This window comes from Gordonia sp. 11cp (assembly GCF_057767225.1).
This window is the reverse complement of sequence record NZ_CM173437.1, coordinates 2,087,978-2,113,960: the sequence shown is the minus strand read 5'-3', so window position 1 is coordinate 2,113,960 and position 25,983 is coordinate 2,087,978. Positions and strand designations below refer to the sequence as shown.

General features: G+C 65.8%; 22 protein-coding genes. 8 read left to right on the top strand and 14 right to left on the bottom strand.

Going from position 1 to position 25,983, the window contains the following annotated elements:
- Positions 1–6: 6 nt before the first annotated feature.
- Both wzt and glfT1 read left to right on the top strand, forming a co-directional pair.
- The gene (gene wzt / locus AC3B6C_RS09280) at positions 7–861 is read left to right on the top strand and encodes a galactan export ABC transporter ATP-binding subunit Wzt/RfbE (protein ID WP_010843222.1); all 855 of its coding nucleotides are present in this window, start codon (positions 7–9) and stop codon (positions 859–861) included.
- Positions 858–1,814: a galactofuranosyltransferase GlfT1 gene (gene glfT1, locus AC3B6C_RS09275; RefSeq protein ID WP_488375800.1), complete on the top strand. Its 957-nt coding sequence runs from the start codon at positions 858–860 to the stop codon at positions 1,812–1,814. Before wzt ends, glfT1 begins: the two co-directional genes overlap by 4 nt.
- 469 nt (positions 1,815–2,283) lie before the next feature.
- Here glfT1 and AC3B6C_RS09270 read toward each other — a convergent pair whose 3' ends face one another.
- The 3 genes from AC3B6C_RS09270 to AC3B6C_RS09260 form a co-directional block, all read right to left on the bottom strand.
- Positions 2,284–3,369, bottom strand: coding sequence for an IS110 family RNA-guided transposase (locus tag AC3B6C_RS09270; protein ID WP_488375799.1), 1,086 nt, complete (start codon positions 3,367–3,369; stop codon positions 2,284–2,286).
- Between the two features lie 190 nt (positions 3,370–3,559).
- Positions 3,560–5,041 (bottom strand): MFS transporter, encoded by a 1,482-nt coding sequence (locus AC3B6C_RS09265; RefSeq protein WP_488375798.1) that lies wholly within the window; start codon positions 5,039–5,041, stop codon positions 3,560–3,562.
- Positions 5,038–5,865, bottom strand: a complete 828-nt coding sequence (locus tag AC3B6C_RS09260; RefSeq protein ID WP_488376240.1) for an acyl-CoA thioesterase — start codon at positions 5,863–5,865, stop codon at positions 5,038–5,040. Before AC3B6C_RS09260 ends, AC3B6C_RS09265 begins: the two co-directional genes overlap by 4 nt.
- A gap of 53 nt (positions 5,866–5,918) precedes the next feature.
- On the opposite strand from AC3B6C_RS09260, the gene AC3B6C_RS09255 reads away from it, so the two are divergent.
- The 5 genes from AC3B6C_RS09255 to AC3B6C_RS09235 all read left to right on the top strand — a co-directional run bounded on the left by AC3B6C_RS09255 (position 5,919) and on the right by AC3B6C_RS09235 (position 11,576).
- On the top strand, positions 5,919–6,389 hold the full coding sequence (locus AC3B6C_RS09255) for a winged helix-turn-helix transcriptional regulator (RefSeq protein ID WP_488375797.1): 471 nt from the start codon (positions 5,919–5,921) through the stop codon (positions 6,387–6,389).
- Positions 6,390–6,603: 214 nt separating this feature from the next.
- Positions 6,604–7,950: an MFS transporter gene (locus AC3B6C_RS09250; RefSeq protein ID WP_488375796.1), complete on the top strand. Its 1,347-nt coding sequence runs from the start codon at positions 6,604–6,606 to the stop codon at positions 7,948–7,950.
- A complete protein-coding gene (locus AC3B6C_RS09245) occupies positions 7,943–10,144 on the top strand; it encodes an alpha-ketoacid dehydrogenase subunit alpha/beta (protein WP_488375795.1) in 2,202 nt (733 codons plus the stop codon). The genes AC3B6C_RS09250 and AC3B6C_RS09245 overlap by 8 nt, the downstream gene beginning before the upstream one ends.
- Positions 10,141–10,845, top strand: a complete 705-nt coding sequence (locus AC3B6C_RS09240; protein WP_488375794.1) for an E3 binding domain-containing protein — start codon at positions 10,141–10,143, stop codon at positions 10,843–10,845. The genes AC3B6C_RS09245 and AC3B6C_RS09240 overlap by 4 nt, the downstream gene beginning before the upstream one ends.
- Positions 10,842–11,576: an SDR family NAD(P)-dependent oxidoreductase gene (locus AC3B6C_RS09235; RefSeq protein WP_488375793.1), complete on the top strand. Its 735-nt coding sequence runs from the start codon at positions 10,842–10,844 to the stop codon at positions 11,574–11,576. The genes AC3B6C_RS09240 and AC3B6C_RS09235 overlap by 4 nt, the downstream gene beginning before the upstream one ends.
- A gap of 20 nt (positions 11,577–11,596) precedes the next feature.
- Here the strand turns inward: AC3B6C_RS09235 and AC3B6C_RS09230 are convergent, their stop codons facing one another.
- From AC3B6C_RS09230 to AC3B6C_RS09220, 3 genes are all read right to left on the bottom strand, one after another.
- The gene (locus AC3B6C_RS09230; RefSeq protein WP_488375792.1) at positions 11,597–12,613 is read right to left on the bottom strand and encodes a LacI family DNA-binding transcriptional regulator; all 1,017 of its coding nucleotides are present in this window, start codon (positions 12,611–12,613) and stop codon (positions 11,597–11,599) included.
- Between the two features lie 148 nt (positions 12,614–12,761).
- A complete protein-coding gene (locus AC3B6C_RS09225; protein ID WP_488375791.1) occupies positions 12,762–14,126 on the bottom strand; it encodes an MFS transporter in 1,365 nt (454 codons plus the stop codon).
- 67 nt (positions 14,127–14,193) lie between these two features.
- Positions 14,194–15,303 carry an NDMA-dependent alcohol dehydrogenase gene (locus tag AC3B6C_RS09220; protein ID WP_488375790.1) on the bottom strand — a complete coding sequence of 370 codons (1,110 nt, stop codon included), beginning with the start codon at positions 15,301–15,303 and terminating at the stop codon, positions 14,194–14,196.
- A 362-nt stretch (positions 15,304–15,665) separates the two neighbouring features.
- Between AC3B6C_RS09220 and AC3B6C_RS09215 the strand changes: the two genes are divergently transcribed.
- Positions 15,666–15,920 (top strand): hypothetical protein, encoded by a 255-nt coding sequence (locus AC3B6C_RS09215; protein WP_488375789.1) that lies wholly within the window; start codon positions 15,666–15,668, stop codon positions 15,918–15,920.
- Between the two features lie 328 nt (positions 15,921–16,248).
- On the opposite strand, the gene AC3B6C_RS09210 is transcribed toward AC3B6C_RS09215, so the two are convergent.
- The 8 genes from AC3B6C_RS09210 to AC3B6C_RS09175 form a co-directional block, all read right to left on the bottom strand.
- Positions 16,249–16,758: a nuclear transport factor 2 family protein gene (locus AC3B6C_RS09210; protein WP_488375788.1), complete on the bottom strand. Its 510-nt coding sequence runs from the start codon at positions 16,756–16,758 to the stop codon at positions 16,249–16,251.
- 62 nt (positions 16,759–16,820) lie between these two features.
- Entirely contained in the window at positions 16,821–17,681 is an 861-nt protein-coding gene (locus tag AC3B6C_RS09205; protein WP_488375787.1) for an LLM class F420-dependent oxidoreductase, read from the bottom strand.
- A 5-nt stretch (positions 17,682–17,686) separates the two neighbouring features.
- The gene (locus tag AC3B6C_RS09200) at positions 17,687–18,745 is read right to left on the bottom strand and encodes an ABC transporter permease (RefSeq protein WP_488375786.1); all 1,059 of its coding nucleotides are present in this window, start codon (positions 18,743–18,745) and stop codon (positions 17,687–17,689) included.
- A 5-nt stretch (positions 18,746–18,750) separates the two neighbouring features.
- Entirely contained in the window at positions 18,751–21,339 is a 2,589-nt protein-coding gene (locus AC3B6C_RS09195) for an ATP-binding cassette domain-containing protein (RefSeq protein ID WP_488375785.1), read from the bottom strand.
- A 209-nt stretch (positions 21,340–21,548) separates the two neighbouring features.
- Entirely contained in the window at positions 21,549–22,676 is a 1,128-nt protein-coding gene (locus tag AC3B6C_RS09190; protein WP_488375784.1) for a substrate-binding domain-containing protein, read from the bottom strand.
- 213 nt (positions 22,677–22,889) lie between these two features.
- A complete protein-coding gene (locus AC3B6C_RS09185; protein WP_488375782.1) occupies positions 22,890–23,369 on the bottom strand; it encodes a MaoC family dehydratase in 480 nt (159 codons plus the stop codon).
- A 27-nt stretch (positions 23,370–23,396) separates the two neighbouring features.
- Positions 23,397–24,287, bottom strand: coding sequence for an HpcH/HpaI aldolase/citrate lyase family protein (locus tag AC3B6C_RS09180; protein ID WP_488375781.1), 891 nt, complete (start codon positions 24,285–24,287; stop codon positions 23,397–23,399).
- A gap of 41 nt (positions 24,288–24,328) precedes the next feature.
- On the bottom strand, positions 24,329–25,897 hold the full coding sequence (locus AC3B6C_RS09175) for an acyl-CoA carboxylase subunit beta (protein ID WP_488375780.1): 1,569 nt from the start codon (positions 25,895–25,897) through the stop codon (positions 24,329–24,331).
- Positions 25,898–25,983 lie beyond the last annotated feature (86 nt).

Below are 25,983 nucleotides of genomic sequence, written 5' to 3'. Positions count from 1 at the left end.
GATTCGATGGCCAGAAACAACGATCTCGGCGACGAGCGGGTCCGTGTGGACACGTGGGACGCGTGCGTGGACTTCCCGATCTTCGACGCCAAGACGCGTTCGCTCAAGAAGTCGGTGATCGGCGCGGCGGGCGGCGTGATCGGCTCCACGGAGTCGAACGTGGTGGTCGTCGAGGCCCTCAAGGACATCAACCTGCACCTCAAACACGGCGACCGTGTCGGCCTGGTCGGCCACAACGGCGCCGGCAAGTCGACGCTGCTGCGCCTGCTGTCGGGCATCTACGAGCCCACCCGCGGCGCCTGTCGTGTGCACGGCCGCGTCGCGCCGGTCTTCGACCTCGGCATCGGCATGGATCCGGAGATCTCCGGCTACGAGAACATCATCATCCGCGGCATGTTCCTGGGCATGACCCGCAAGGAGATGCTCAAGAAGATCGACGACATCGCGGAGTTCACGGAGCTCGGCGACTATCTGCAGATGCCGTTGCGCACCTACTCCACCGGCATGCGCGTGCGCATCGCACTCGGCGTGGTGACCTCCATCGATCCGGAAATCCTCATCCTCGACGAGGGCATCGGCGCCGTCGACGCCGACTTCATGCGCAAGGCACGCGGCCGTCTCCAGGCACTCGTCGAACGGTCCGGAATCCTGGTCTTCGCCAGCCATTCCAACGAATTCCTGGCCCAGCTGTGCGACCGCGCCCTGTGGATCGACCACGGCCAGATCCGCATGGAAGGCGGGATCGAAGAGGTCGTCGGCGCATATGAGGGTCCCGACGCCGCCGCGCACGTCCGCAGGGTGATCGCCGACCTCGAGAAGTCCGATCGTCGAGACACGAACACCGCTGGACCGGCCGAGTGAGCGACGGCAGCGGCGCTCCCACGGTGATCGCGGTGGTGGTCACCCACCGTCGCGTCGAGCTGCTGGCCGAGTCGCTGGCCGTCGTCGCCGGCCAGGACCGGCCCGTCGATCACCTGGTCGTCGTCGACAACGCGAACGAACCCGAGGTCGCCGCACTCGTTGCCACACAACCTGTTCCGACGACCTACCTCGGCTCACAGCGCAACCTCGGCGGCGCCGGCGGTTTCGCCCTGGGCATGCTGCACGCACTCGCCCTCGGTGCCGACTGGGTCTGGTGCGCCGACGACGACGGACGCCCCGACGGTCCGACGGTGCTTTCGACGCTGCTCGACTGCGCCGCACGGCACGATCTCGACGAGGTGTCCCCCGTCGTCGCCAACCTCGACGACCCGGACACCCTCGCCTTCCCGCTACGACGTGGACTCGTGTGGAGGCGGAAGCGGTCGGAGCTCTTCACCGACGCCGGGAGCGAAGCGAGCGGGTCACGTGTCACCGACGGCGAGACCCAAGACGATGACTTGCTGCCGGGTATCGCCTCACTGTTCAACGGTGCGCTGTTCTCCGCGCATTGCCTCGAGCAGGTCGGTGTGCCGGACCTGCGACTGTTCTTCCGCGGCGACGAGGTCGAGGTGCACCGCCGCCTGGTGCGCTCAGGTGTGAAGTTCGGTACGTGCCTGCGCGCCGGCTACCTCCACCCGGACGGATCGGCGGAGTTCCGGCCGATCCTGGGCGGGCGCATGCACACGCAGTACCCCGACAACGCGACCAAACGCTTCTTCACCTACCGCAACCGCGGCTACCTGATGAGTCAGCCCGGACTCCGTAGGCTGCTGCCCCAGGAGTACGCCCGGTTCGGCTGGTTCTTCCTTGTGCAGCAACGTGATCCGAAGGGCTTCGCCGAGTGGGTACGCCTCCGCGGCCTCGGACGCCGGGAGCGGTTCACCCGCCCCTGAGCAGACCTCCCCTGCCCCTGAAATGCGAGCGAAGCGAGCAGACCCCTCCTGCCCCCCGAGGTGCGATGCGAGCAGACCTCCCCTGCCCCCTGAGGTGCGAGCGAAGCGAGCCTCGAAGGGCTCGGAACCTGCGTCACCAGGCCCTTCGAGGCTCGTCGCTGATATGTAGTGCTGCTTTGTCAAGTTCCATGGCGAGTTGGCCTCCTTGCTAGGGGGCTGTAGTGGGGGTTGGCCACCCGCCGCGGTGTGTGGTGGTCGTTACTCGCGACGGTGTTGTCGGACTGATATACGCGGGTTGGTTACCGCTCAACGGTGTTCGACAGGAGATGAAAACGCTGACCGACGGGTCTATGTAAGCGTGCGTACCGTGCACCCAGAGGTGCTGGCGCACATAGCGACGCCGTGGATTCGTTCCCTGTTCACCACAGCGCAGTCGCGGCGGGTGGCCAAGATTGTGTGTCAGTGCTGGTTAGTCGTCGAGCACCGCCAGCGACCAGCACCAGCCGGCGAGCTCACGAGCGATCGCGGTGTTGGCCACGCAGGGATGTTTGCTGCGGCGGTCGAATTGTTGCCAACGCTTGTGTAGCCGTCGGTTGCCGGCATGGCCACGGGCGCGGGCCGAGGGTGAGGCGGCCTCCCACCGACGGCGCATGGTCTGTCCGGGCGTGCCGTAGGGCCGCCGGTGTTGCCAGGCCGCCTCGACCAGCAACCGCCGCACGTGGGCGTTCCCGGCCTTGGTGATCGATCCCTGACTGCGGGTACCGCCGGTCGAGTATTCCGAGGGCACCAACCCGGCGTAGGGGCCGATCGTGGCGCCACTGAACCTCGACCAGTCGCCGATCTCGACGGTCAGAGCGAACGCGGTCAGCGTCGACACACCCCGCAGACATGACAATCGGGTGACCACAGCCCGCCACGGATCGGTGGCCGCGGTCTGTTCGATCAGCTCATCGAGGCGGTCTCGGCGTGCGGTCACGCTCAACACCGCGTCCAGGTCGTTGTCGAAGGCGGCTTGCAACAGCGGCAGCTCGAAACGTTGACGCTGCAGCCACTGTTGATGAACACCGGTCCAGGGTTTCCCGCCGGAGTAGACGATCCCCTGGCGCAGAAGCAGTTTGGACAATCGATGCCGCGCCCGCATCAGGTCGCTGCGAGCGTCCTCGCGGGCGCGGACCAGATCACGGGCCGCTTCGGTACCCTCCTCGGGCACACCGACCGCGACTACCTCGCCCAGGCGCAGCAACTTCGCCAGGTGCGCAGCGTCTCGGGCATCGGTCTTGACGCGGTCCCCGGCTGGCCGTTGCAGCTTCGAGGGCGCGGCAACCACACACTCCATCCCGGCCGCAGTGATCGCCCGAGCCAATCCGAAACCCGTCGGACCGGCCTCGTAGGCAACCCGCACAGGCGGAGCCAAGCTGTGAAGCCAGCTCACGATGGTCGCCGCATCGGGAACCAACGTCTCCCGAATCACGTTGCCGCTGTCCTCATCGATGGCGTGAGCGACCACCGAACGTGCGTGAACATCCAATCCGACACTTGTACCCTGAACAATCACCGGAGGCCTCCTGATCTGCAATGTGGTGCTACCGCCGAGTGTGAACTCAGCAGCAGCAACCCACGATGTGTTTGCAGCTTGAGGCCTTCGGCCCCAAGGCCCTCATACCGTCTATCGCTCCTCGCACCTCAGGGAGCAGTGGGGGTCGGTACTTTCGGATCAGGGAGCAGAGGTGGGCCCTTCTTTCGGATCAGGGAGCAGAGATGGGACCCTTCTTTCGGATCACGGAGCAGTGGGGTCGGTTCTTTCGGATCATGGGGCGGTGGGTTGATGTCGCGGGGGTCATCCCCAGCGCCGAGATCGCGCCCACCACAGCGGTTCCGGTCAGGACCCACCACGCGGTCACGAAGGCGTCGTGCACATCGTCGTAGACGACCGAGGTACCGATGATCGCGACGAGGAGGCTGACGCCGAGTGACATACCGATCTGGCGGCTCATGTTGACCACTGCGCTGCCGGTTGCCGCCTGATCGGCAGGCAGGTCGGCAGTGGCCGACGACAAGATGGACGGGAGCGCGAATCCCACGCCGATGCCGCCGATCAGCCAGCCGGGCAGGAACTCGGTGACGAAATCCGGTGTGGCGTCGACCGACAACGCGACGAGCGCGATGCCGATCGCGAAGAGCGCGCACCCGATCGCGACCAGGACCCCCACCGAGATCCGCGCGCTGAGCCGGTGGGACACCGCCGCGAAGATCGGCACCATGAGCGGTCCGGTCGAGACCGCCAGACCTGTCTCGATCGGCGAGAAGTCCCAGATCTGTTGCAACCAGAGGATGTTGGCGAGAAGGGCACCGGCGAACGGGATCGAGAACAGCACCATCGTCACGTTCGCCATCGAGAACGCGCGGACGCGCAGCAGGGCGGGTGAGATCACGGGTTCGGAATGGTGTGCCGAACTGACGACGAAACCGGCCAACGAGACCGCTGAGACCACCCAGGCCCCCGTGATGCGGATGTCCGTCCATCCCCATTCGCTGCCCTGCACCAGGCCCAGGGTGAGTGCGCCCACGGCGATCACCAGCAGCGCCGCGCCGAGCGCGTCGGGGAAGCCACTCGCGGATTCGTTCCGTGAGCGGGACAGGACCAGTGCGCCTGCGATCAGCGCAGCGACGCCCACCGGGATGTTCACCAGGAAGACCCAGCGCCACGACGCCTCGACGAGCAACCCACCCACTGCCGGACCGAAGGCAGCCGCGAGCGCCCCCGTCGCCGCCCAGATGCGAACCGACCGGGCACGACGCTCCGGCGGAATGGTCGAGACCACCAGGCCCAGGCTGGCCGGGGTGAGTATCGCCGCCCCGAGGGCCTGGACCGCACGAAACGCGACGAGCCACCAGACCCCCTGCGCCGCAGCGCATGCGGCACTGGCCGCGGTGAAGATCGCGAGTCCGAGAAGGAAGCCGCCCTTGCGGCCATAGCGATCGACGATCCGCCCGGCCGGAACCAGCAGCGCCGCATACAGAATCGCGTACGCGTTGAGAATCCACGACATCTGCGACAGGGTCGCGTCGGGGAAATCCGCACCGATGTCGTCGAAGGCGACGTTCACGATGAAGACGTCAAGGCTGGCCATGAATGCGGCCCCGGACAGGATGAGCAGGACGACGCCGGGACGAGCGAGACCGGTGCCCTCAGCCTGCGCATTCGATGCTTCGGGTGTGACGGTCATCGGGCCGGCCATCCGATGACGCGTCGGCTCTGGCGTGCGGACGCCAGGAGCCGGCCGCCGCGGTCGCGCAGGGTGGTGTCGTCGACCGACCACCCGCCGGAGGTCGAGGTGTTTCGCGTGTGGACGAGCACCGGCGCCGGCGTGGGATCGTCCAACGGTGCGGTCACGTGCATGGAGAAGGCGACCGTCGGAAGTGCCAGTGGTGCGGTGAGAGTCGGGAACACCGCGGGCGGCAGGCAGTCGGCCAAGAGCGCGAGGTATGCCGCATCGACGGCCATCGGCGTCCGCGTGGTGATCCAGGCGCGCATCCACGCTTCGCTCGCGCCGGTGAGAGGCAGCGGACCGTCGACCGGCCGCAGGTCCAGTTGCGCACCCATCGGGACTATCTCCGGCGGAATCATGAAGGCGTCCAATCCTTCCGGACCGGGGACGCCCGAGATCCGGTCGATGACGTCCGCGGACCCTGATTCTCCGACACGCCCCGCGGTGATCGCCGCCGTCGCGATCTCGACACCGGCCTGCGTGACCTCGACGTCGACGACCCGCGTGTGTCGACCCACCTCCCGAACCGACGGGGTCAGGATCAGCTCCCCGCCGTCGGGCTTGCCCACGAATCGCAGATCCAGCGCGCGCACCGACCCCTCCGGTGCCGCCTCGGCGGCGACCCGCACGGCCAGGGCGGCGATGACGCCGCCGTGCGGACCCGACCATCCCCACCAGGTCGGATCGATGGTCGCCGACCATCGGCCGTCCCCGGTCGGGCTCGCGCCGAAGCTGTCCGACAGACCGTCGTCGGCCGCGTCCTGCCTGCTGAGTTGCTTCACGCAACTCATGCAAGCAGGTTGAGTTGCATCACGCAACCCACTACGCTCGACTCATGCGCCGCGCCTCGTTCGCCGACATGAACTGCTCGATCGCCCAGACGCTGGAGATCGTCGGCGAATGGTGGACGTTGCTCATCGTCCGGGACGCGATGTTCGGCGTGACGCGGTTCGATGAGTTCTCGTCACGGCTCGGCATCGCACGCAACGTGCTGGCCCAGCGGCTCGACACGCTCGTGGAGCACGGCGTCATGAAGAAGGTGCCGTACCAGGACAATCCGGTGCGCCACGACTACCGCCTCACCGACAAGGGGCGGGACCTGTGGACGGTTCTGGCCGCTCTGCGTCAGTGGGGCGACAAATGGACCGCGACGGACGGCGCCCCGGTGGTCTCGACGCACTCGTGCGGACACACGATGACCGTCGAGCCCACGTGCTCGGGGTGTGGGGAGCTGATCGCGGTCGGCGAACTGCGCGTTCACCCCGGCCCCGGCGCGACTGCGGACAATCCGCTCGCCGGGCGCTGACCGCACCATCTGGCACCTAACCGGATCGAACGCGCCGTGGGCGGATTCCACCGACGCCCGACGCACGCAACCCCCTCCATCGCCGAGAGCATCCTCTGTCGCAACGATGTCGCCGGCCGGATGACGGCTGCGGAAGCAGCCACAATCGACAGTTGCCATGACGCACGTCACGCCGTACGGTTGTCAAAACGTTTAACCAGACTGTGAGGCGAACATGTTCGACACCAGTACGGGCGACACTGTGTCGCCTCCCCGCCATCTGCCACCCAAGCGGCAGGCGAGGCGGGCGACACTCGCCGCGTACTTCGGCAGCATGCTCGAGTACTACGACTACTTCATCTACGCGTCGGCAGCCGCGTTGGTCTTCGACACCGTGTTCTTCCCGGCAGCCGGCGACCTGTCCTTGGTCCTCTCGCTCGGTTCGTTCGGGATCGCCTATGTCGCACGCCCTTTCGGAGCGCTCCTGTGGGGCCACTTTGGCGACAAGATGTCACGTAAACAGGTCCTCGTACTCACACTTCTCATGATGGGAGTGGCCACGCTGGCGATCGGACTCATACCGTCGTACGACTCGATCGGTATCGCCGCTCCGATCCTGTTGCTGCTCATGCGCATCGTGCAGGGCATCTCCGCCGCGGGTGAGACTGCGGGCGCGGTGAGTCTGGTGGTCGAGAGTTCCGGCCAGAAGAACCGTGCGCTCAACGCCAGCTGGATCCAGTCCGGCAACCTGTCCGGCTTCATCCTGGCGAACCTGGTCTTCGTCCCGATTGCGCTGCTGCCCGACTCCGCGCTGATGACCTGGGGCTGGCGAATCCCCTTCCTCCTCAGCTTCGGTCTCATCATCCTGGGCTTCGTGATCCGGCGCGGACTCGATGAGCCGGAAGAGTTCGCCGAGGTCAAAGCCCAACTGGGCGAACGTCGTTCGTCACCGTTGCGCGAGCTTTTCGGTCAGCACAAGTCGGCCATCCTCGTTCTGGCCGCGATGGGCCTGTTCCAGGGCACGCACACGATGATCACCGTCTTTGGCCTGGCGTACGCGACGAAAGTCGTCGGTTTGGCCAACAGCGGCGTCTTGTGGACGCTCGTTCTCGTCAGCGCGATCGCGCTGCTGACTGTGCCGTTCGGCGGGTGGCTGGCCGACCGCGTCGGATACAAGCCGGTTTTCCTCTACGGGTCCATCCTCAGCATTCCGGCGGTGGCGCTGTACCTCTGGTCCTTCACCACCGGCAGCAGCGTTCTCATCGCGCTGTGCGCCATCGTCGCCTACGCGCTCGTCTACAGCATCGGCAACGGCAGCACGATGGCGTTCTTCGCGGCACAGTTCGACACGCAGGTGCGGTACAGCGGACTGGCGGTGTCGCTGCAGATCTCGGGGCTCGTGTTCGGATTCGCACCCTCGGTGGCCATCGCCCTGGTCGGGTCCGACCCTCAGGCCTGGATTCTCGCCCTCTGCGTGCAGGCGGTGCTGGCCGGGACCGCGACCATCGGGTGTCTGTTCGCGCGTTCGTCGAGTACGCCCACGGCCACCCGGAAGCCCGAAACGGAGACTGCCCATGCGTAAGACCGATCTGCGGCACGACACACCGTGGCTCCAGGTGAGCAGTGACCCCGAAGACGTCGCCCTTGTCGACTCCGAACTGCTGTGGTCGATGTACGCGCACATCACCGTCATCAGAGGATTCGAGCGCTCGCTTATCAAGCTCGCGTCCGAAGGACTCGTGCATGGACCGATGCACTCGAGTATCGGCCAGGAGGGCGGCGCGGTCGGATCTGCCCTAGCGCTGGGCGCGGATGACAAGGTGAACGGCACGCACCGAGGACATCACCAGTTCCTCGCCAAGTGTCTGGCCTACCTGAGGTCTCGCGGCACACAGATCGAGGTTTCCGGCCGACTCGACGAGTCCGTCACGGAGCTGCTTCGACGGAGCTATGGCGAGATTCTCGGTCTCCGTGATGGTTTCAGCTTCGGTCGTGGCGGCTCCATGCACCTGCAATGGATCGAGGCGGGTGCGCTCGGGACCAATGCCATCGTCGGTGGGGGGATTCCGCTCGCGGCGGGAAGCGCTTGGAGTCAGAAACTGGACGCCGGCGGACCCGATGTCGAGTCGGTGACCGTCTCCTACTTCGGCGATGGCGCGGCGAACATCGGGTCGGCACTCGAGACGATGAATCTCGCGGGCGCCTGGAAACTACCCCTGTGCCTGTTCATCGAGAACAATCTGTACGCGGTGGCAACCCACATCGACGAGGTCACGGCCGAGAGCAGGTTGTCCGCGCGGGGCCAGGCATTCGGCATACCGTCCTGGAAGGTCGACGGCATGGATCCGGTGTCGGTCTACCTCACCACGCGCGAGGCGCGACAGCACATGGCATCCGGCGGCGGGCCCACCCTGATCGAAGCGGACGTCTATCGCTTCTACCACCAGAGCGGAGTCTTCGCCGGTAGTGCCTTCGGGTACCGATCCCGGGGTGAGGAACGTGCCTGGAAGGAACGAGACCCGCTCGTACAGGCCAGGACTCACGTCGTGGCCCGTGGTCTCTGCGACGAGTCCGCAGCGCGCGCGTTCGAGTCGGCGATCAACCAGGCGTGCACGGACATCGTCGAGCAGTTCATCGAGCTGGACCCCGACGACCGCCGCGTGATCGCCGAGCGGTTCTGGCCCGATGCCGAGCGGGTGGACGATCACATCCGTAGCGACCTCCGCGAGCTGGCGGACCTCGAACACCAGGAGCAGGATGAGAGTACCGGCGAGGCCGACGACGTGACCTTCGTCGACGTGGTGGCCAAGACTCTCGGCCGCGCCCTGGACTCCGATCAGCGGGTCGTGCTGCTGGGCGAGGACATCCACCGCCTGAACGGTGGGACCAACGGCGCCACAAGCGGATTGGTCGAGAAACATGCCGACCGGGTGGTCGCCACCCCCATCAGTGAGAACTGCTTCACCGGCGTGGCCGGTGGTCTCGCCATGCTGGGCACCTACCGGCCGGTCGTGGAGTTCATGTTCGCCGACTTCGTGCTCGTCGCCGCCGATCAGGTCTTCAACCAGGTCGGCAAGGCACGACACATGTTCGGCGGGAATGTCGAGATGCCGGTGGTCGTCCGCGCGAAGGTCGGCATCGGTTCCGGATACGGGTCACAACACTCGATGGACCCGGCGGGACTCTTCGCGATGTTCCCGGGGTGGCGCATCGTGGCACCGTCGAATCCCTCTGACTATGCCGGTCTGTTCAACACGGCGCTGGCCATGAACGACCCCGTTCTGGTCCTCGAGCAGACCGAGCTCTATCTGACGCGACATCTGTTCGACGGTCGCATCGATCATCACCTCTTGCCCGGCCGTGCTCGGCTCGCGCGGACAGGCGACGACGTCACGATCATCACCTACCTCAACATGGTCGACGAGGCGCTCGCGGCCGTCGACGAAGCGGAAGTCGGTGCCGACGTGATCGACCTCCGGTGGCTCGACCGTGCCAGCCTCGACTGGGCGACCATTGAACGGAGCGTTGCGAAAACCGGACGTGTGCTCATCGTCGAGCAGGGCTCGGCGCCGGCCGGTTACGGAGGCTGGCTTTCGGACGAGATCCAACGACGCCTCTTCGATCACCTCGACCACCCTGTCATGCGTGTCGCCGGCGGAGAGGCGTCACCGACGATCTCCCGGCGATTGGAACGAGCCGCCGTGGCTCGACGAGAAGAGGTGGTCGAGGCCCTGCGCAAGCACATGGGGCTGGCATCGCCGGGCGGACAGTCATGACGTCCGACCTCGACACGGCACATCGCTCGAGACCCGCCCGGCGTCCCTGCTCGCCGCTTGCCCGGCGTATCGCGCGGGAGGGTGGTCTGGACATCGGCGAGATCCTCGGGACGGGACCGGGAGGCAGAGTCGTCCGGCGAGACGTCGAACTGGCTCTCGACGCGACCAGGACAGACGACGACGCAGACAAAGCACATGCCCCCAATGTCCTCGCGACGGACACCATCGCGCAGATCGATGTCGTCGTCGAACGTCTCGCGCCAGATGATCGGGCGGACATTCCGCCCACGGGCCTGACCGAGGCGATCGAATCGGCCGTGCGCGCGGCATGGGCCGTCCGGATGGGCCCGGACTTCGCTGCCGGCATGCGACGACGCGGGATCCCGTTCTCCGTCAGGCGACGAGATTCCGAAGCACCGGTGAGCACCATCGGTGTCGACCGTCGCGGCGCGAACTGGGTTGTGCCAGAACGGCCTGAGGACACCGTGATCGCGGTCGCGGCCGGCGCGACGACAGACCGTGTGATCGCCGTGGACGGCGCGATCGGCATTCGCCGGGTCACGGTCGTGACTGCGCGAGCCGACGCTCGACTCATCGATGCGCGGGAGTTGTCGTCGTGGCTGGGTCTGGTCCGCGACCGCATCGAACACCCTGACAACCCACCCCGCACGACCGAAAACACCTCGAGGAGAGGCCAATGATTGAACAGACGATCGTCGTGACCGGCGCGGCTCGCGGAATCGGCTGCGCAGCAGCGCATGTGCTCGCCAACGCCGGTTACGGAGTCGTCCTCGCGGACCGCGACGACGTGAGGCTGGAGAAGGTCGCCTCCGAACTCCCCAGAGGCACCGTGGTCGCTACGGTGACGACCGATGTCACCGAACGCCGAAGTGTGGACTCGATGTTCACGCTCGCGTCCACGGCCGCAGCGGGTTCACTCCGCGGCTGCGTGCACTGTGCTGGAATCGTCGGCACGAGTCCCCTCGAAGCCACCGACAGCGACGAGTGGCACCGCGTGTTGGACGTCAATTTGACCGGGACTTTCCACGTCGTGTCGGCCGCGGCCGAGGCCCTCGTCGAGGGCGGGTCCATCGTGACGGTGTCTTCGCTCGCGGCCCAGACTTCCTCCCGTTTCGCCTCGCCCGCCTATGCCGCGTCCAAGGCGGGCGTCGTCGGCCTGACCCGCTCGTTGTCCACTCCCCTCGCCCAACGCGGGATCCGGATCAACTCGGTTGCGCCCGGCGCCATCGACACCGAGATGCTCCTGGAGTTCGGCGCGGCGAACCGGGATACCCTCAAGAGCGCCAATCCGATGGGCCGACTGGGTGATCCGGGTGAAATCGCCGAGGTGATCGAGTTCCTGGTCTCAGGCGCCAGTTCCTTCATGACCGGTCAGGTGGTCTCGGCGAACGGTGGCGCGTTCGTCGGATGACGGGACCGCCGGCGCCTTCGTCACGATGCCGGACCGGCGACCGAACCGCGTTCGACGAGTTCGCACGGAAGCACGCGATGGGTCGGCGTCCCGGGTTCAAGCGGGGCGCCGACTCTGTCGATGACCATTTCGACTGCACTCTGCCCCATCTGGAAGTACGGGATGGCCACCGTGGTCAGTGTCGGAAGCAGTCCCGCAGAGATCAATTCGAGATCACCGAACCCGATGATCGACAGGTCACCCGGGATGTGCAGGCCGAGGTTCGCCGCCGCCTGGTACACACCCATCGCCATGTGATCGCTGAAGCAGAAGATCGCCGTCGGCCGATCCGGCCGGCTGAGAAGCCGCCGGGCAGACTCGCGCGCCCCAGCCGGGTTCGTCTCGCTCGCGGCGATGAGGTCCGGGTCGTGAGTCACCCCGTATCCAGCGAGCGCATCCTCGTATCCGGCTCGTCGGGCATCAGCGGCGACGAGATCCTGAGTCGTGGTGACGAAGCCGATACGACGGTGCCCGGCATCGAGTAGGCGCCGGACCGCGCCGGCCGCGCCCGACCGTTCGTCTGACTGCACCTCGGAATGCCTCGACACCGTCGGATGACCGTGCACGACAGCGGTCAGCTGGTCGTCGAGGATCGCCGGTACCTCAACGCTTTCCTTCACCAGCGATGCATACAGGACGGCGTCGACCTGGTGGCGCAACAGAGAACGGATCGCGCGTTCCTCGGTGGCGGCGTCGCCCTCGCTGTTCACGACCATGAGGACGTGGTCGGCGCGCTGCGCGGCATACTGCGCTCCCAGCACGATCTTTCCGGCGTAGGGCGTGGTGACGATCTGATTGCTCACCATCCCGATGACCCCGGACTGTTGCATCCGTAGACCGCGGGCGAGCGAATTCGGTTGATAGCCGATCTCCTTGGCCGACTCCTCGACGAGTTTGCGGGTCGCCTGGCTGTAGCGCTCGAGTCGCTTGCCGTTGAGTATCTGCGACACCGTCGCCACCGAGACACCCGTGCGTGCCGCGACATCGCGGATGCTCACCCGACGTTCCATAAAGAGTCAGTCCTCGTCCGAGTCGGTCGTCAACCTGCCGTGACCTGAAGCCAGGGTAGTCGCCGACGATGAGGCAACACGACGGGGACCGGCCGTATCGCAGCGGATACGGCCGGCCCCTCGAGGTGCGCGGGGCTCAGGGGCCGACGCGCACCGGAGCAGCAGCGTTCTCGTGCTGGTGCCCGATCGCGGCGATGGGCATCCAAGCGGCTTCCCTGGATCGAGCACATGCGACTACCGCGACGCCACAGAGCACGATCTCCACCAGCACCGCGAGCGGCCACTTCGAGGCGTCGTTGCTGACGAGCCACAGGGCGATCGACGGGCCGAAGCCGTACACCAGGCCGGAAATCTGCATGCTGATCGCCAGACCGCTGTAGCGGACGTTAACCGGGAACTGTTCGGCGAACAGGGCCATGGTGCTGCCGTTGCCGATGCTGTAGGTCACGCTGTAGACCAGGACGGCAGTGACGACGATCCACAGCTCCTGCCCCATCGCCAACGTCCACATGTAGAGCGCGAACGCGACGATGCACCCGATCGCGCCGATGCCGAAGACCCGCTTGCGCCCGTACCTGTCCGACAGCCAACCACCGAGCGGCACCGTGGCCAGGGAGACCGCACTGACGACAAGCAAGATGGTCAGCATCAATGTTTCCGACACCCCGGCGAGGTCGGTGGCATAGGCGAGTCCGAAAACCGTGACCATGATGTGGGTTCCCTGGAACAGCCCCAGTGCGCTCACTCGAGCGACATCGGCCTTGTGATTCGCGAAGAGGTCTCGCAGCGGCGAGCGTCGCGACCGCGGATCGCTCTTGCGGTCCTGTTCGAAGACCTCGGGCTCGTCGAGGCGGATTCGGATGATGAACGCCGCGACGATGAGCACCAGACTCAGGTAGAACGGAATGCGCCAGCCCCAGGTCAAGAGGTCCTCTTCGGGCAGGGCGGAGACCGGGATGAATACCAGGGTGGCAAGAATGAAGCCGGTCAGATTGCCGGTCTGAATCCAGCTGGAGTTGAACGCCCGCCCCTTGTCTCCGGACGCCTCGACTACGAGACTGCTCGCGCCGGCGGTCTCGCCGGCGGCGGAGAGGCCCTGGAGCATCAGCATGAGAGTCAGCAGGATGGGCGCTGTGACGCCGATGGATTCGTAGGAGGGGATGAACCCGATAACGAAGGTCGCACCGCCCATCAGCAGGAGCGTCCAGACCAGGATCTGCTTCCTCGACAACTTGTCACCGAAGTGTCCCCAGAGCAGGGCGCCCACCGGACGGATGAGCCACGAAACCCCCAGGGTGCCCAGAGACACGAGGAGAGAGTAATCGCCTGCGCCCGCGAAGAAGACCTTGTCGAAGACAAGCGTCGCCGCGGCCGCATAGATGAAGAAGTCGTAGTACTCGAGCGTGCTGCCGATGTACCCGGCGAAGGTCGCGCGACGACTCTGCGTCGCCTCGGCCGGTGGTAGGTCGCCGAATTCTGGCTTGTCGACGTCGATTGCCATGGTGGACTCCGTAAGTTGCTGTGTGGCAGTTGAATGTGGATGTCAGTGCTTGGGGACGGCTGGTCGATCAGTGGTCGATGTCGAGGACGCCGCGGATGTTCTTGCCGGCGAGGAGGTCGTCGTACCCCTGGTTGACCTCTTTCAGCGGATACCGGTTGGTGATTAGCTCATCGAGCCGGAGCTTGCCCTCCTGATAGAGCCGCACGATCTTCCGGATGTCGGCATGGGGTGATCCCGACCCGAAAAGGCATCCGACGAGTCGCTTCTCGTAGAGGGTGAGTTCGAGGCTGGGAATCACGAGGTTGGTCGCCGGATTCGCCAGCGCGGTGACGACCACCACACCGCCCTTGCGTATCAGCGCGAATGCGTCGGAGACCACCTGGGGTTCGACGAGACTCACCGTTACGATGCACGAGTCCGCACCCTGCCCGCGGGTTTCGGACCAGACGAAATCATGTGCCTCGATCGCGGTTTCGAAAGCGTGGGTGGCGCCGAGTTCGAGTGCCTTCTCGCGCTTGAAGGCAACCGGGTCGACCGCGACCACGATCTCCGCGCCCGCATGCGCTGCGCCCTGTACCGAGTTGATCCCGATTCCGCCCACCCCATAGACGACCACCACGTCGCCCGGCCTGGCGTCGGCCGCATAGACCGCCGACCCCCACCCGGTGGGCACGCCGCACGCGGCGATCGCCACGACGTCGAGGGGCACATCGTCGTCGACCACCACGACCGCGGATTCCGGGATGACGTTCCACTGCGAGAACGTTCCGAGGAGATCCACCCCACCCATACCCGTACCTCGAGCGTGCAGACGTTGGGTGCCGTCGAGCATGGTGCCCTGCATGAGGAATGCCCCGTTGTCGCACAGGTTCGACTTGCCCATGAAGCAGAACCGGCAGCGCCCGCAGTGCGGCATCCAGGACGTGATGAAGTGGTCCCCGGGGTTGATGTGGCGGACGCCGGGCCCGACTTCCTCGACGACGCCCGAGCCCTCGTGCCCGCCGACAATCGGCGGGTCGATCTGCACGTCCCCGTGTCGCAGGTGTTCATCCGAATGGCAGAGGCCGGCGTGGTCGTATCGGACGAGGACCTCGCCCTCCTTCGGCGGATCCAGCTCGAGCTCGGTGATCTCGAAGTTGCCTGTGGGCTGCCACATCACGGCGGCGTTCGTCTTCATCGTGGGGACTCCTCATCAGACTGCGAACTCTCACCGGCGTGATCCCGGTCGAGTGGTTAAACGTTTTGACACCCGCAGTGTAAGAGTGGTCGCCGCCATAGGCAAGAGTTGGTGTTGTCCGCGTCTCAATCGCGGCGAGAACACCATCGGTCGAGTCGTTCCCCGCGCACGACAAAGCGGGCGGGTATTCGATGGATCGTCATCGAGTACCCGCCCGCCTCTGCGTCGTGCGGCCGCCGATTGGGCGTCGCTCGCCAGGAATGCCGGTACTGCAGCATCATTCGCGGCCCGCATGGTAGTCGGACCGGAGCCGCCCAGATAGGTTCGGATCGAACTCTTCCCGTACGGTTTCGGCCACGCCCTTGGGTATCCCCGAGCAGTTGCTCGACCTGTGCACCAACGGCGACAAGGCGCAGTTCGACGACATCATGCGCACCGCAATGGACGCACCAACAGGCCAGGCCAACCGCGAAACCTGGGCATTTCGGGCCCGCCCCTACGGTGTCGAGGGATACTCGGCAGCACTCGCCGAGGTCACCAAATACAACCTGGGCGCCTTCGACGCCCGCGTCGCTCCGCCCGCCTATGGGCCAGGCGCGGCCCAGGTTGACCTATGACTGGCGACCGGCGGCATTGAGGTCAAAGGGATACATCTCGTGTAGGTCGTACGTCGAGACTAGTGCGGCCAACAGCTTGACCACCTCCGCGAGGTCTGCGCGGTCACCGGATATGGCGCGTGACTGGCATGCCCGTCTGTCGAGCCGCGCGCATATCGACAATCTGTGTCGTTCGAGTTCGAGTGCGAGCACCAGAGCCTGGACCCGCGTGATTGCTCGACTCCGCTCGGCTGGGGGCATCCGGACCGACCTCCCTCGCTGACCCGCCCACCTCTGGGTCGCGCGCCACCGGTGGGCGTCGCTCGCCAGGGATGCCGGTCCGGAAACATCATTCGCGGAACTGCTGCTTGACCCACCCCTCTTCCCAGTTCGACACCTGGTGGGTCTTGCCGAGGAGTTCCTGGAACAGCCACTTGCCGTCTTGTTTCACGAACTGGTCGGTGTAGTTGATCGTCAGGATGACCGCATCCTTCTCGTCCGGGTCGTCCGCGGATTCGATTGTGCAGAGGCACAGGAGGTAGAAGTAACCGGTTGCCGTCTGACGATCCTCGGCGATCTCGATCCGCGGGGCGATCATGTAGTGCAACGCCCACGAGATCCTCTCCGAGAGCGCCCCGAAGTGGGCCTTGATCTCTTCGTGGCCCACCATCGATCCCCCTTCACCGTCGACGACCCAACGGCCGTCGGCGGCGAAGAGACTTGCGATTCCCTCGGGGTCGTATCCGTTGTCACAGAAGCCGGCGTATCGATACTTGAGATCTTCGATTGCCCGGATGTCCTCCAGACGGCCGAGGCGTTCGGCGAGTTCGGTGATGTCGACGGTCTGAGTGGTGGTCATGGTTGCGCCTCCTGTTGTTGCGATGTTCGTTGGCTCAGTCGAAGTCGGTTGATTCGCCGGTTTCAGCCCAGCTGGGCGAGGACCTTGGACACGTTGTCGAGGTTGCGCATCCCCTCGGCCGGACTGGCGGCGGGGTCGACCCACAGCACTGCGCGTTCGACGCCTTGCGCACGGTACTTCTCGAGAACCGCGGGGTCAGGTGGCGCGGATGCGACCGCCACCCCAACCGACTCGGGGTCGCGACCGACCTCTTCGGCCGCTCGGCGGAGTCGAGGGATGCTCTGTTCCAGCAGCGGATCCCCGAGTGGCGGGACAACGTACCACGCGTCGGCCCACTGTGCGGCGGCCCGCATCGTCGTCGGTCCGGAACCGCCCAGGTAGGTCCTGATCGTCCGCCGCTCAAAGGGTTTCGGCCATGCCCATGACGGTTCCAGCGAGGCGATGTCGCCGGTATAGGACGCTTCGTCCTGCTCCCACAGGGCCTGCATCACCTTGAGCTTGTCCCGGACAGTGGAGTAGCGCTTCTTCCACTCGACGCCATGCGCCTCGGCCTCCTCGACGTTCCAGCCGAAACCCACCCCGCAGACGACTCGCCCCTTGGACAAGTGGTCGAGGGTGGCGAACTGCTTCGCCTTCGCGATCGGATCATGCTGCGCCAGCAGACATACCCCGGTACCGAGCTTGATCGAGGTCGTTCCGGCGGCCATCATCGACAGGGTGACGATCTGATCGTGGGTGCGTAGGTAGAAATCGGGCAGGCCCGGCCCGCCGTAGGCGACCGGATACTCCGTTCGGCGAGACATCGGGATGTGCGTGTGCTCGGGCACGAAGATGGATTCGAACCCGTAGGCCTCGGCCGCTTGTGCGAACTCGACGGGGTCGGGCCCCTGGTCGGTGAAGAAGAAAACGACGCCGATGTCCATGACAGTCAACCTTTCTCGTTGGACAGTGTGCGTGTGGGATCAGATGACGTCCCGGTTCGACGCGGCCAGAACCTGGCCACCAATGTCCCGACATCCTGCTGCTGGACGGCAACGGCGACGGCGATCACCGCGGCCTGCACCAGGTACTGCGTGGAGGACGGCGCACCGAGGGAGAAGACCAACTGGGTGAGCTGGCTCAGGAACAGTGCGCCCACCGCGGTTCCGAGGATGTTGCCGCGACCACCTGTCAGCGCGGTTCCACCCACCACCACCGCGGCGATCGCCGGAAGCAGATAGCTGTTGCCGGCGTCCGTGTTCGGCGTGCTGACGTATCCCGCGAGCAGGACACCGGCACCCGCGTAGCACAACGCCGCGGCCACGTACCCGGAGATCTTGATACGGGAGGTTCGCACCCCTGCCACGAACGCTGCGCGCTCGTTGGCTCCGACCGACACGATCTGTCGACCCCAGGCCGTGCGCCCGGTCGCGAACATGGTCAGCACCATCAGCCCGAGGGCGAGCCACACCGTGTTCGAGACTCCCAGTGACTTCTCGAGCGCGAATGACGACACGGATTCGGGTGCGCGCGTTGGTGTTCCGCCCGAGTATGCGAGAGCACCGCCGAGCAGAACCGCATTCATCGCCAGCGTGGCCACCAGCGGCGACACCGAGAACGCGGAGACGACGAACCCGTTGAGGCAGCCGACGACCACCGCGATGACGGCCACGACAGCGATCGCGGTGAGGATGCTGCCGTGGTCGTTGGCGTACTTGCTGCTGACCAGGGCGCCCAGCGTCATCATCCCGGGCAGTGACAGATCGATGCCCTTGAGCATGACGACGATCGTCTGGCCGATGGCGGCGATCGCGAGTATTCCCGCGTACGGCAGCAGGGAGTCGATCGCACTGCTGGACAAGCTGCCCGGCGCGATGATCGCGCTGAGCACGAAGAGTCCGACGGTGACCGTGATCACCGAGAGCGACCGGCTCGACTGCACCTGGTGTCGCAGCCGGGATGCGCTCTGGCCCAAGGCGGGACCGGTTGGTGTGGTTGTGGTTGACATTCGGATCAGCTCCGCTCGGTGAGGGTCCGGGACTTCGAGTAGAAGGCCGCGGCCAAGATGGTGAGGCCGCCGAGCAGCCACTGCTGCCAGTACAGCGGCAGGCCCAGGAACTGGACAACCGTGTTGATCTGGGTGACCAGCACTGCGCCGAGAAGGGCACCGAAGAACGATCCACGCCCGCCGAAGATCGACGCGCCGCCCAGGACCGCGGCGCCGATGCTGGCCAGCGTGTAGCTGTCACCGATGCTTGCATTGCCCGTGCCGGACTGGACCATGAGGAGAATCGCGGCCGGGACGATCAGGATCGAGCAACCGGCGTAGGCGCACAGCGCGACCCATTTCGTTCGCACTCCCACCCGCTCGGCAGTCGGTGCCGCCGATCCGGTCGCCCGCAACCTGATTCCGAAAGTCGTTCGGTACAAGCAGAACTCCATGACGACGGCGACCACGATCGCCACGACCGCCATCACCGGCACGAAGCCCCAGGTACCAGAGACATACGAGAGGAAGAACGGGTCGATCTCGCCCGCGGGGAGGGGACGCATCAGCAGAGCCAGGCCCTGGAGCGCGGTGAAGGTGACCAGTGTGGCGATCAGAGGGTTTATCCGGACGACGCTCACCAGTGCCCAGTTGACAGTGCCGACGACTGCGGCCACCACCACGAGCACGAGGACCCCCAGGGCCATACCCACGGGAGTTCGGTACGCGGACAGGATGAATGAACCAACCACCACCAGCAGACCCGCGAGCGGCCCCACGGATAGATCGATCCCGCCGATCATCATGACCACCTGCTGGGCTATCGCGAAGAACGCGAGGGTGGCGAGTAGCGGCAGCACCAGCGAGAAGTTCTGCGCGGTCAGGTAGGTGTCGCTCTGGGTCGCGGCGATGATCCCGAGCACGATGGTCGCGAACGCGAGGATCGCACCGGGAGTGAGGTCGTTGCGCGAGATCTTGCGCAGGACACCGACGCGCGCGGTCTCCGCGCCCGCCTTCACCCGACCGTCGGTGGCGCTCAGCGCTGCCTGGGCGATGGCGTGTTCACTGACCTCGTCACCGACCAGTTCGCGGGCGATTGTTCCGCGAGAGAAGACCACCACCCGGTCGCAGAGTTGCTCGAGTTCGGCCGCCGACGACGAGAGCACGATGATCGCCTTGCCCGAGGCGGCTGCCTCGCGAAGGATCGAGTAGATCTCCTCGCGGGCGCCGATGTCGACGCCCTGGGTGGGCTCATCGGCGAGGATGACGCGCGAGTCGGTCAGCAGCACCCGGCTCAGGACAACCTTCTGCTGATTGCCGCCCGACAGGGTGTCGATGTCGACTTCGGCATTGGGGGCCTTGACGTGCATGGAGCTGAAGCTCGCCGACGTCAGTTTCCGTTCGCGGCCGGTGGAGATCACGCCCGCGGTCGAGATCCGGCGGAGGGCCGACAATGAGGCGTTCTCACGGAGGCTCAGACCGCCGAGAACGCCCTCGACGTGGCGGTCGTGCGTCAGATACGCGATACCATTCCGCAGTGCCGCAGATGGATTCGCGGCATCCACGCGGCGCTCGGCCACCGAGATCGCACCCGAATGTGCGGTGAGTCCACCGAGGGCGCGGATGACCTCGCGCTGCCCCTGGCCCTCGACGCCGGCGAAACCGACGATCTCACCGGCGCGAACAGTGAGATCGATGTCGGAGAAGCGCTTTCCCGAGAGATCGGATACGCGCAGGAGGTCGTCGCCCGGGTTCTGCCCCGCAGCCTTCGTGCGGGTGAAGGACCGGTCGAGCTCACGCCCGACGACCAGGTTGACGACGTCTTGCTCGGTGACCTCGGCAGCGTCGAAGGTACCCACCAGCGCACCGTCGCGCAGAACCGAGACCGTGTCGGCGATCTGCTTGACCTCGTTCAGGCGGTGCGAAATGTAGACCACCGCTCCCCCGGCAGCCGTGTGCTCGCCGATGAGGCCGAACAATTCGGCCACCGCGGGTGGGAGCAGGTGCTCGGTCGGTTCATCCAGGACGATGACCTTGGGTGCCTCGGCCAGCGCGCGAGCGATCTCGACAACGAAGCGAGCGTCCGGACGGAGTTCACGGACCGGCGTTTCCGGATCGATGGTCGCGACCGAGCTCCATCTGCCCAGGATGTCTGCGGCCCACCGTGTTTGCTCGCCGATGGCCGGACGTGCATGGGCCGGCATGCCGAGTCGCATGTTCTCGGCGACCGTGAGGTCGGGAAGTAGTGCGGGCTCCTGATAGACGATCGCGAGCCCTTGATCGCGGCACCACGCAGGTGAGGGCGTCTCGCTGGTCTGCCCCCCGATTTCGATCGTTCCGGAATCCGCGGCAACCGAGCCGGCGGCGATCCCGACGAGAGTGGACTTGCCTGCGCCGTTCTGCCCGACAAGGGCATGGATCTCGCCCGGCCGGACAACCAGGGACACGTCTTTGATCGCGTGCACACCCGGATATCGCTTGTCGATGCCGTCGAGCCGCAACACCGGTTCGCGGCCATCCGCACCCGACGCCGTCGCGGTCACCGCCGGAGCCGCGCGCCCCGAGGGTGAGGGCCCCGCGGTGGGACGTTGCCCCTCACTCAAGGTGTCAACCATTTCACTGTCCTTCTCGAAGTCGCAGATTTCGCTGGCAGTCCGTGGCGCAGCGGATACATACGAACGTTTGCTCGTCTATTGTGAGGTGGCACACGCCTGGAGTCAAGAGTGGCGTCAGCCGCACCTCAGGCGGGGCCGTCGGCGCGCGGAAGAACGTCCGCCGGCCGGGCACGAGCGCACCGGCCGGCGAATGATCCTGATGATCGGAGCTACTGGAAGACCGCGGCCAGCTCTTCCGGCGACAGCGCCGACGACAGGTCGGCATCCGGCGGCAGGTTCGGCTCGCAGGTCGGCAGCTTGCCGTTCTTCGTGTCCACGAAGGTCTCGAGTTCGAACTGTTCGGGCTCGTTGTCCGGCTTGTCGTTGAGCGCTGCGAGCGCCTTACGTGCTGCGATCCGCACGACGGTCGTGGTGCCGTCCAGGGTCAGGAGCTGGAACTGCGGATTCGACTCGTGATACTGCAACCACATGCACCCGAGCTCGTTGTCCGTCGCCGAGGTGGCGAGCGGCGGGATCGGCCGCCCGGCATTGACGAACGCGCGCAGACCACCCTTGGAAGCCACGCCGTAATCCGACACCAGTGCGTTGATCTGGGGGTACTTCGCCAGCGCTCCGGCCATGGCCCGCTGCTCGTACGCCGGATCCCAGTTCGACGGCATCGGCGCGTCGGTCAGCGAGGTGAACGGGTCGCCGATCTCCTCGGTCGTCTCCCAGAACCCGTCCCACAGGGCGACCGTGGACGGGCTGCCACCCGGCAGACCACCGGAGAACAGCACCTTGCCGTTCGCGGGGACCTGGGGCTGGAGCCACTTGGCCATCACGTCGCCCTCGAGGTCGAAGTTGTACTGGACGTAGCCGTCGTAGTCCACGCCGACCTTGCCCCCGGGATTCCCGATGTAGGGAACCACGACGACGCCGGCACGCTTCGCGTTCTTCAGCGCATTGAGCGCCTGACTACCGAAGTCGTCGTACGTGACGATCGCGTCGTAGCCCTGCGCCACATAGGAATTGATGGCGGTGATGTACTTCTGCAGGTCGCCGTCGGCCTGCGTGTACTGCAGCGTCACATTTGGGCAGGCCGACAGTTCGTCGGTCAGCTCGGCCTGGGTGATCTTGCGCCAGGAGTTGGCGCCGAAGCCGGCGACGTGCGCGATCTTCAGCGGCTGGTCACCGCACAGCTCCTCGACCGGCAGCGGCGCGCCGCCGTCGCCGGCAGATGCGCCGGCGCCGGAATCGGACGCCTGGGGAGGTGCCGTGGTGGTACAACCGGCCACTCCGATCGCCACGGCCACGCTCAGTGCCGCCACCCATGTGCGACGACGGAAGAGAGTTCTCATCGTTATCCTCAGTTCTACAGACGAACGTTTGCTCGTTTATATTGTGACCCAGGACACCGGTCTCGTCAATATGTGAGCGCTGCAATTCCTGAGGCGAGACATCCCATGCGACAGCGGATCTCAACGCAAAGCGCCGGCTGGGAGAATCCCAGCCGGCGCACCCGCCAACTCGACCGCTTCGCGGCGGCCGCCACGCGGTTCGCGTTCCGTGCGTTACGCGTTGGCGGCCGACGCCGCCTCGGCGGGCGAACGGCGCAGCATCATGCCTGCTCGTCGCACCGTGCACACCACCTCGCCACGCTGATTGAACCCACGATGCTCGAACCGCACCACGCCTCGGTCGTTCTTCGACTTCGATTCGCGTCGAGACAGGATCTCGGTCTCGACGCGCAGGGTGTCACCCAGGAACACCGGCGCCGGGAAGGTGATCTCCTCGAATCCCAGATTGCCGAGAGTCGTTCCGAGAGTGGTCTCCTGAACCGGGATCCCGACCACGACGCCCAGGGTGAACACGCTGTTGACGAGAATCTGCCCGTGCTGCGTCGACTTGGCGAAGTCCGCATCAAGGTGCAGCGGTTGTACGTTCATCGTGAGGGTGGTGAACAGCAGGTTGTCGGTCTCGGTGACCGTCCGCGTCACCGCGTGGGCGAGTTTGATCCCCGGTTCCAGGTCTTCGAAATACATTCCGGCCATGGATATCTCCTTGTGTCAGGCGGTAGGTCAGTAGCTTGCGATGGCGTCAGCTAGCTCGACGACCCCGCGGGCGGTCTTGATGTGGGCGATGTCGACGTGCTCGCCCTCGAAGAGCACGGCCGCCCGGCCGCCGCTCTGCGCCTCGTCGAAGGCCGCGATCATTCGTCTGAATCGGTCGACGACCTTGGGGTTCGGGGCGTAAACGTCGTTCGCGACGGCCACATGCGACGGATGGATCAGGACCTGACCCGCGAAACCCAGTCGACGGTTCTGCTCGGCGAACTCCCGGAGTCCGTCGAGATCCTTGATCTCCTGCCACAAGCCGACGATCGGGTGCGGTAGACCTGCTGCGCGACAAGCCAGCACGGCCTTGCTCCGATAGTGCAGCGTCTCCAGTCCCTCGGGCGTCCACTCGAAGCCGACCTCGCGCGAGACGTCGGCGTCCCGCGCGGCTGCCACCATGAGCGAGGCCACCCGCGGATGGGCTGCCGCGATCCGTTCGCAGTTCACGAGCGACTGGGCGGTCTCGAGCGTCGGAACGAGTTCGGTCGAACCGCGTTCGACGGCCGCCATGATCTCGAAGTGATCCAACAGTACGGCGAAATCGCGGACGTCCTGCTTGTCGTAGATCTTCGGCAGGAGCAGTCCGGTGAGCCCGGGTCCGACCACGGCTTCGAGGTCACGACCGAAATGCGGGGTGTCCAGCGGGTTCGGCCGCACCAGTACCGTCGTGTCGGGAAACTCGTTCGCCAGCTGGGCGATCGAGCGTCTCACCTCGTCACGGGCGTCCTGTTTGGACCCCTCGGGTACGGAATCCTCGAGATCGAGGATGACGGCGTCGACCCCGGTCCGGGCGGCTTTCTGGGCCCATCCGGCCCGGTGTGCGGGAACGAAGAGAAGTGATCGTAAGGGGCGCATGATTCCTCACAGATGGGTCGAGATGCGGACAGGGTCCGTGGTCATACCGGGATGACGCCGTTGCGTCGCGCCGGCGCCGTGCGATCGCGGCGAACATAAAGCCCCAGACGGCTGTTCAGCTCGGCGCGCAACTCATGCGCCGGCACGACTGCCTCGACGGCGTTCTCGTTGGCGATCTTGAAGACATCGATACCGTCGGCGTACTCCGCCTGCTTCTCGGCGATGAAGGCCGCCCGCTCTTCCGGGTCTTCGATCGCCTGAATCCGGTTGTAGTGGATTCCGTTGACGGCTGCATCCGGCCCCATCAGGGCGGGCTTGGCCGTCGGGAGCGCGATCAACGCATCGGGCTGCATCGGCGCACCGGACATCGCCAGGTACCCGCCGCCGTAGGCCTTGCGGAGCAGCACGGTGATCCGGGGCACGCGACACTCCGACACCGCGAAGATCATCTTCGCGCCGTGACGGATGATGCCCTGACGTTCCACGGCTGAGCCGATCATGTATCCAGCGATGTCGACGAGGAACAGGATCGGGATGTTAAAGGCATTGCAGATCCAGATGAACCGCGCGGCCTTGTCCGAGGAGTCCGGGAAGATCACTCCGCCCTTGACCGTCGGCTGGTTGGCGACGATCCCGACGCTGCGGCCGTGGAGCCGGGCGAAGCCGGTGACGAGTTCGGGTGCGAACAAGTCCTTGTACGGGAAGAAAGTCGAGTCGTCGACGAGTGCGTCGATCAGCTCGTGGATGTCGAAGACCTCGGACTCCACCTCGGGCACGATCTCCTTGATCGTCCGACCGGCAGAGGGGTCGGCGACCTCGGCCATCGGCGGCTCCTGCTGCCAGTTCGAGGGCAGGTAGGACAGCCACACGCGGATCGCAGCAATCGCCTCTTCATCGTCCTCGACGAGGACGTCGCTGAGACCCGACACCGTCGAGTGCATCTCGGCGCCGCCCATCTCCTCGAGAGTGACGTCCTCACCGGTGACCATCTGCGCCAGACGGGGCGAGCCCAGGTACGCGGTCGCGTGTCCCCGCACCATGATCGTGAGGTCACAGAGCGCCGGTACGTAGGCGCTGCCGGCCGGCGACGGGCCGAACAGCGCGCACACCTGCGGCACCCGACCCGAGTACTGCACCTGGTTGTAGAAGATGTTGCCCCATGCGCGGCGACCGGCGAAGCTCTCGAACTGTTCGTCGATCCGCGCTCCCGCGGAGTCGAAGAGGTAAACGATGGGCACACCCGTCGAGTCCGCGAGTTCCTGTGCGCGCACTATCTTCTCGTAGGTTCGCTTACCCCAGGTACCGGCTTTCACGGTGTAGTCGTTGGCGATCACCACCACGTCGCGCCCGTCGACCTTGCCGACGCAGGTGACCACGGCGTCACCCGGGAGTCCCTCGTCGAAGCGCGCCAGCAGGCCGTCCTCGAAGGACCAACCCTCGTCGAAGAGAAGTGCGAGGCGATCGCGGACGAGCATCTTGCCCGCCTCGATCTGCTTCTGGCGTTGCTTTTCACTGCCGCCGAGTCGTGCCGCGATGAGCCGGGCCTCGAGTTCCTCGTGCGGATCGAGGGCCATGCCCGCCGACTCGGGCGCTTCCGTTGTCTGTGTCATGTCGTCACATCCCGAATTCGTACTTGCTGTTTGCTTGACCTCGGATAGGGCCGGAACCTAACCTAAAAACGAACGTTTGCTCGTAC

What these genes read in the sequence shown, in the direction of transcription:
- AC3B6C_RS09250 (WP_488375796.1), top strand. Translation starts at nt 6,604, where the DNA reads ATGTTCGACACCAGTACGGGCGACACTGTGTCGCCTCCCCGCCATCTG.
- AC3B6C_RS09180 (WP_488375781.1), bottom strand. Translation starts at nt 24,287, where the DNA reads ATGCGCCCCTTACGATCACTTCTCTTCGTTCCCGCACACCGGGCCGGA.
- AC3B6C_RS09205 (WP_488375787.1), bottom strand. Translation starts at nt 17,681, where the DNA reads ATGGACATCGGCGTCGTTTTCTTCTTCACCGACCAGGGGCCCGACCCC.
- AC3B6C_RS09220 (WP_488375790.1), bottom strand. Translation starts at nt 15,303, where the DNA reads ATGAAGACGAACGCCGCCGTGATGTGGCAGCCCACAGGCAACTTCGAG.
- AC3B6C_RS09175 (WP_488375780.1), bottom strand. Translation starts at nt 25,897, where the DNA reads ATGACACAGACAACGGAAGCGCCCGAGTCGGCGGGCATGGCCCTCGAT.
- AC3B6C_RS09235 (WP_488375793.1), top strand. Translation starts at nt 10,842, where the DNA reads ATGATTGAACAGACGATCGTCGTGACCGGCGCGGCTCGCGGAATCGGC.
- AC3B6C_RS09240 (WP_488375794.1), top strand. Translation starts at nt 10,141, where the DNA reads ATGACGTCCGACCTCGACACGGCACATCGCTCGAGACCCGCCCGGCGT.
- AC3B6C_RS09210 (WP_488375788.1), bottom strand. Translation starts at nt 16,758, where the DNA reads ATGACCACCACTCAGACCGTCGACATCACCGAACTCGCCGAACGCCTC.
- AC3B6C_RS09245 (WP_488375795.1), top strand. Translation starts at nt 7,943, where the DNA reads ATGCGTAAGACCGATCTGCGGCACGACACACCGTGGCTCCAGGTGAGC.
- AC3B6C_RS09255 (WP_488375797.1), top strand. Translation starts at nt 5,919, where the DNA reads ATGCGCCGCGCCTCGTTCGCCGACATGAACTGCTCGATCGCCCAGACG.
- AC3B6C_RS09185 (WP_488375782.1), bottom strand. Translation starts at nt 23,369, where the DNA reads ATGGCCGGAATGTATTTCGAAGACCTGGAACCGGGGATCAAACTCGCC.
- AC3B6C_RS09265 (WP_488375798.1), bottom strand. Translation starts at nt 5,041, where the DNA reads ATGACCGTCACACCCGAAGCATCGAATGCGCAGGCTGAGGGCACCGGT.
- AC3B6C_RS09190 (WP_488375784.1), bottom strand. Translation starts at nt 22,676, where the DNA reads ATGAGAACTCTCTTCCGTCGTCGCACATGGGTGGCGGCACTGAGCGTG.
- AC3B6C_RS09225 (WP_488375791.1), bottom strand. Translation starts at nt 14,126, where the DNA reads ATGGCAATCGACGTCGACAAGCCAGAATTCGGCGACCTACCACCGGCC.
- wzt (WP_010843222.1), top strand. Translation starts at nt 7, where the DNA reads ATGGCCAGAAACAACGATCTCGGCGACGAGCGGGTCCGTGTGGACACG.
- AC3B6C_RS09195 (WP_488375785.1), bottom strand. Translation starts at nt 21,339, where the DNA reads ATGGTTGACACCTTGAGTGAGGGGCAACGTCCCACCGCGGGGCCCTCA.
- AC3B6C_RS09200 (WP_488375786.1), bottom strand. Translation starts at nt 18,745, where the DNA reads ATGTCAACCACAACCACACCAACCGGTCCCGCCTTGGGCCAGAGCGCA.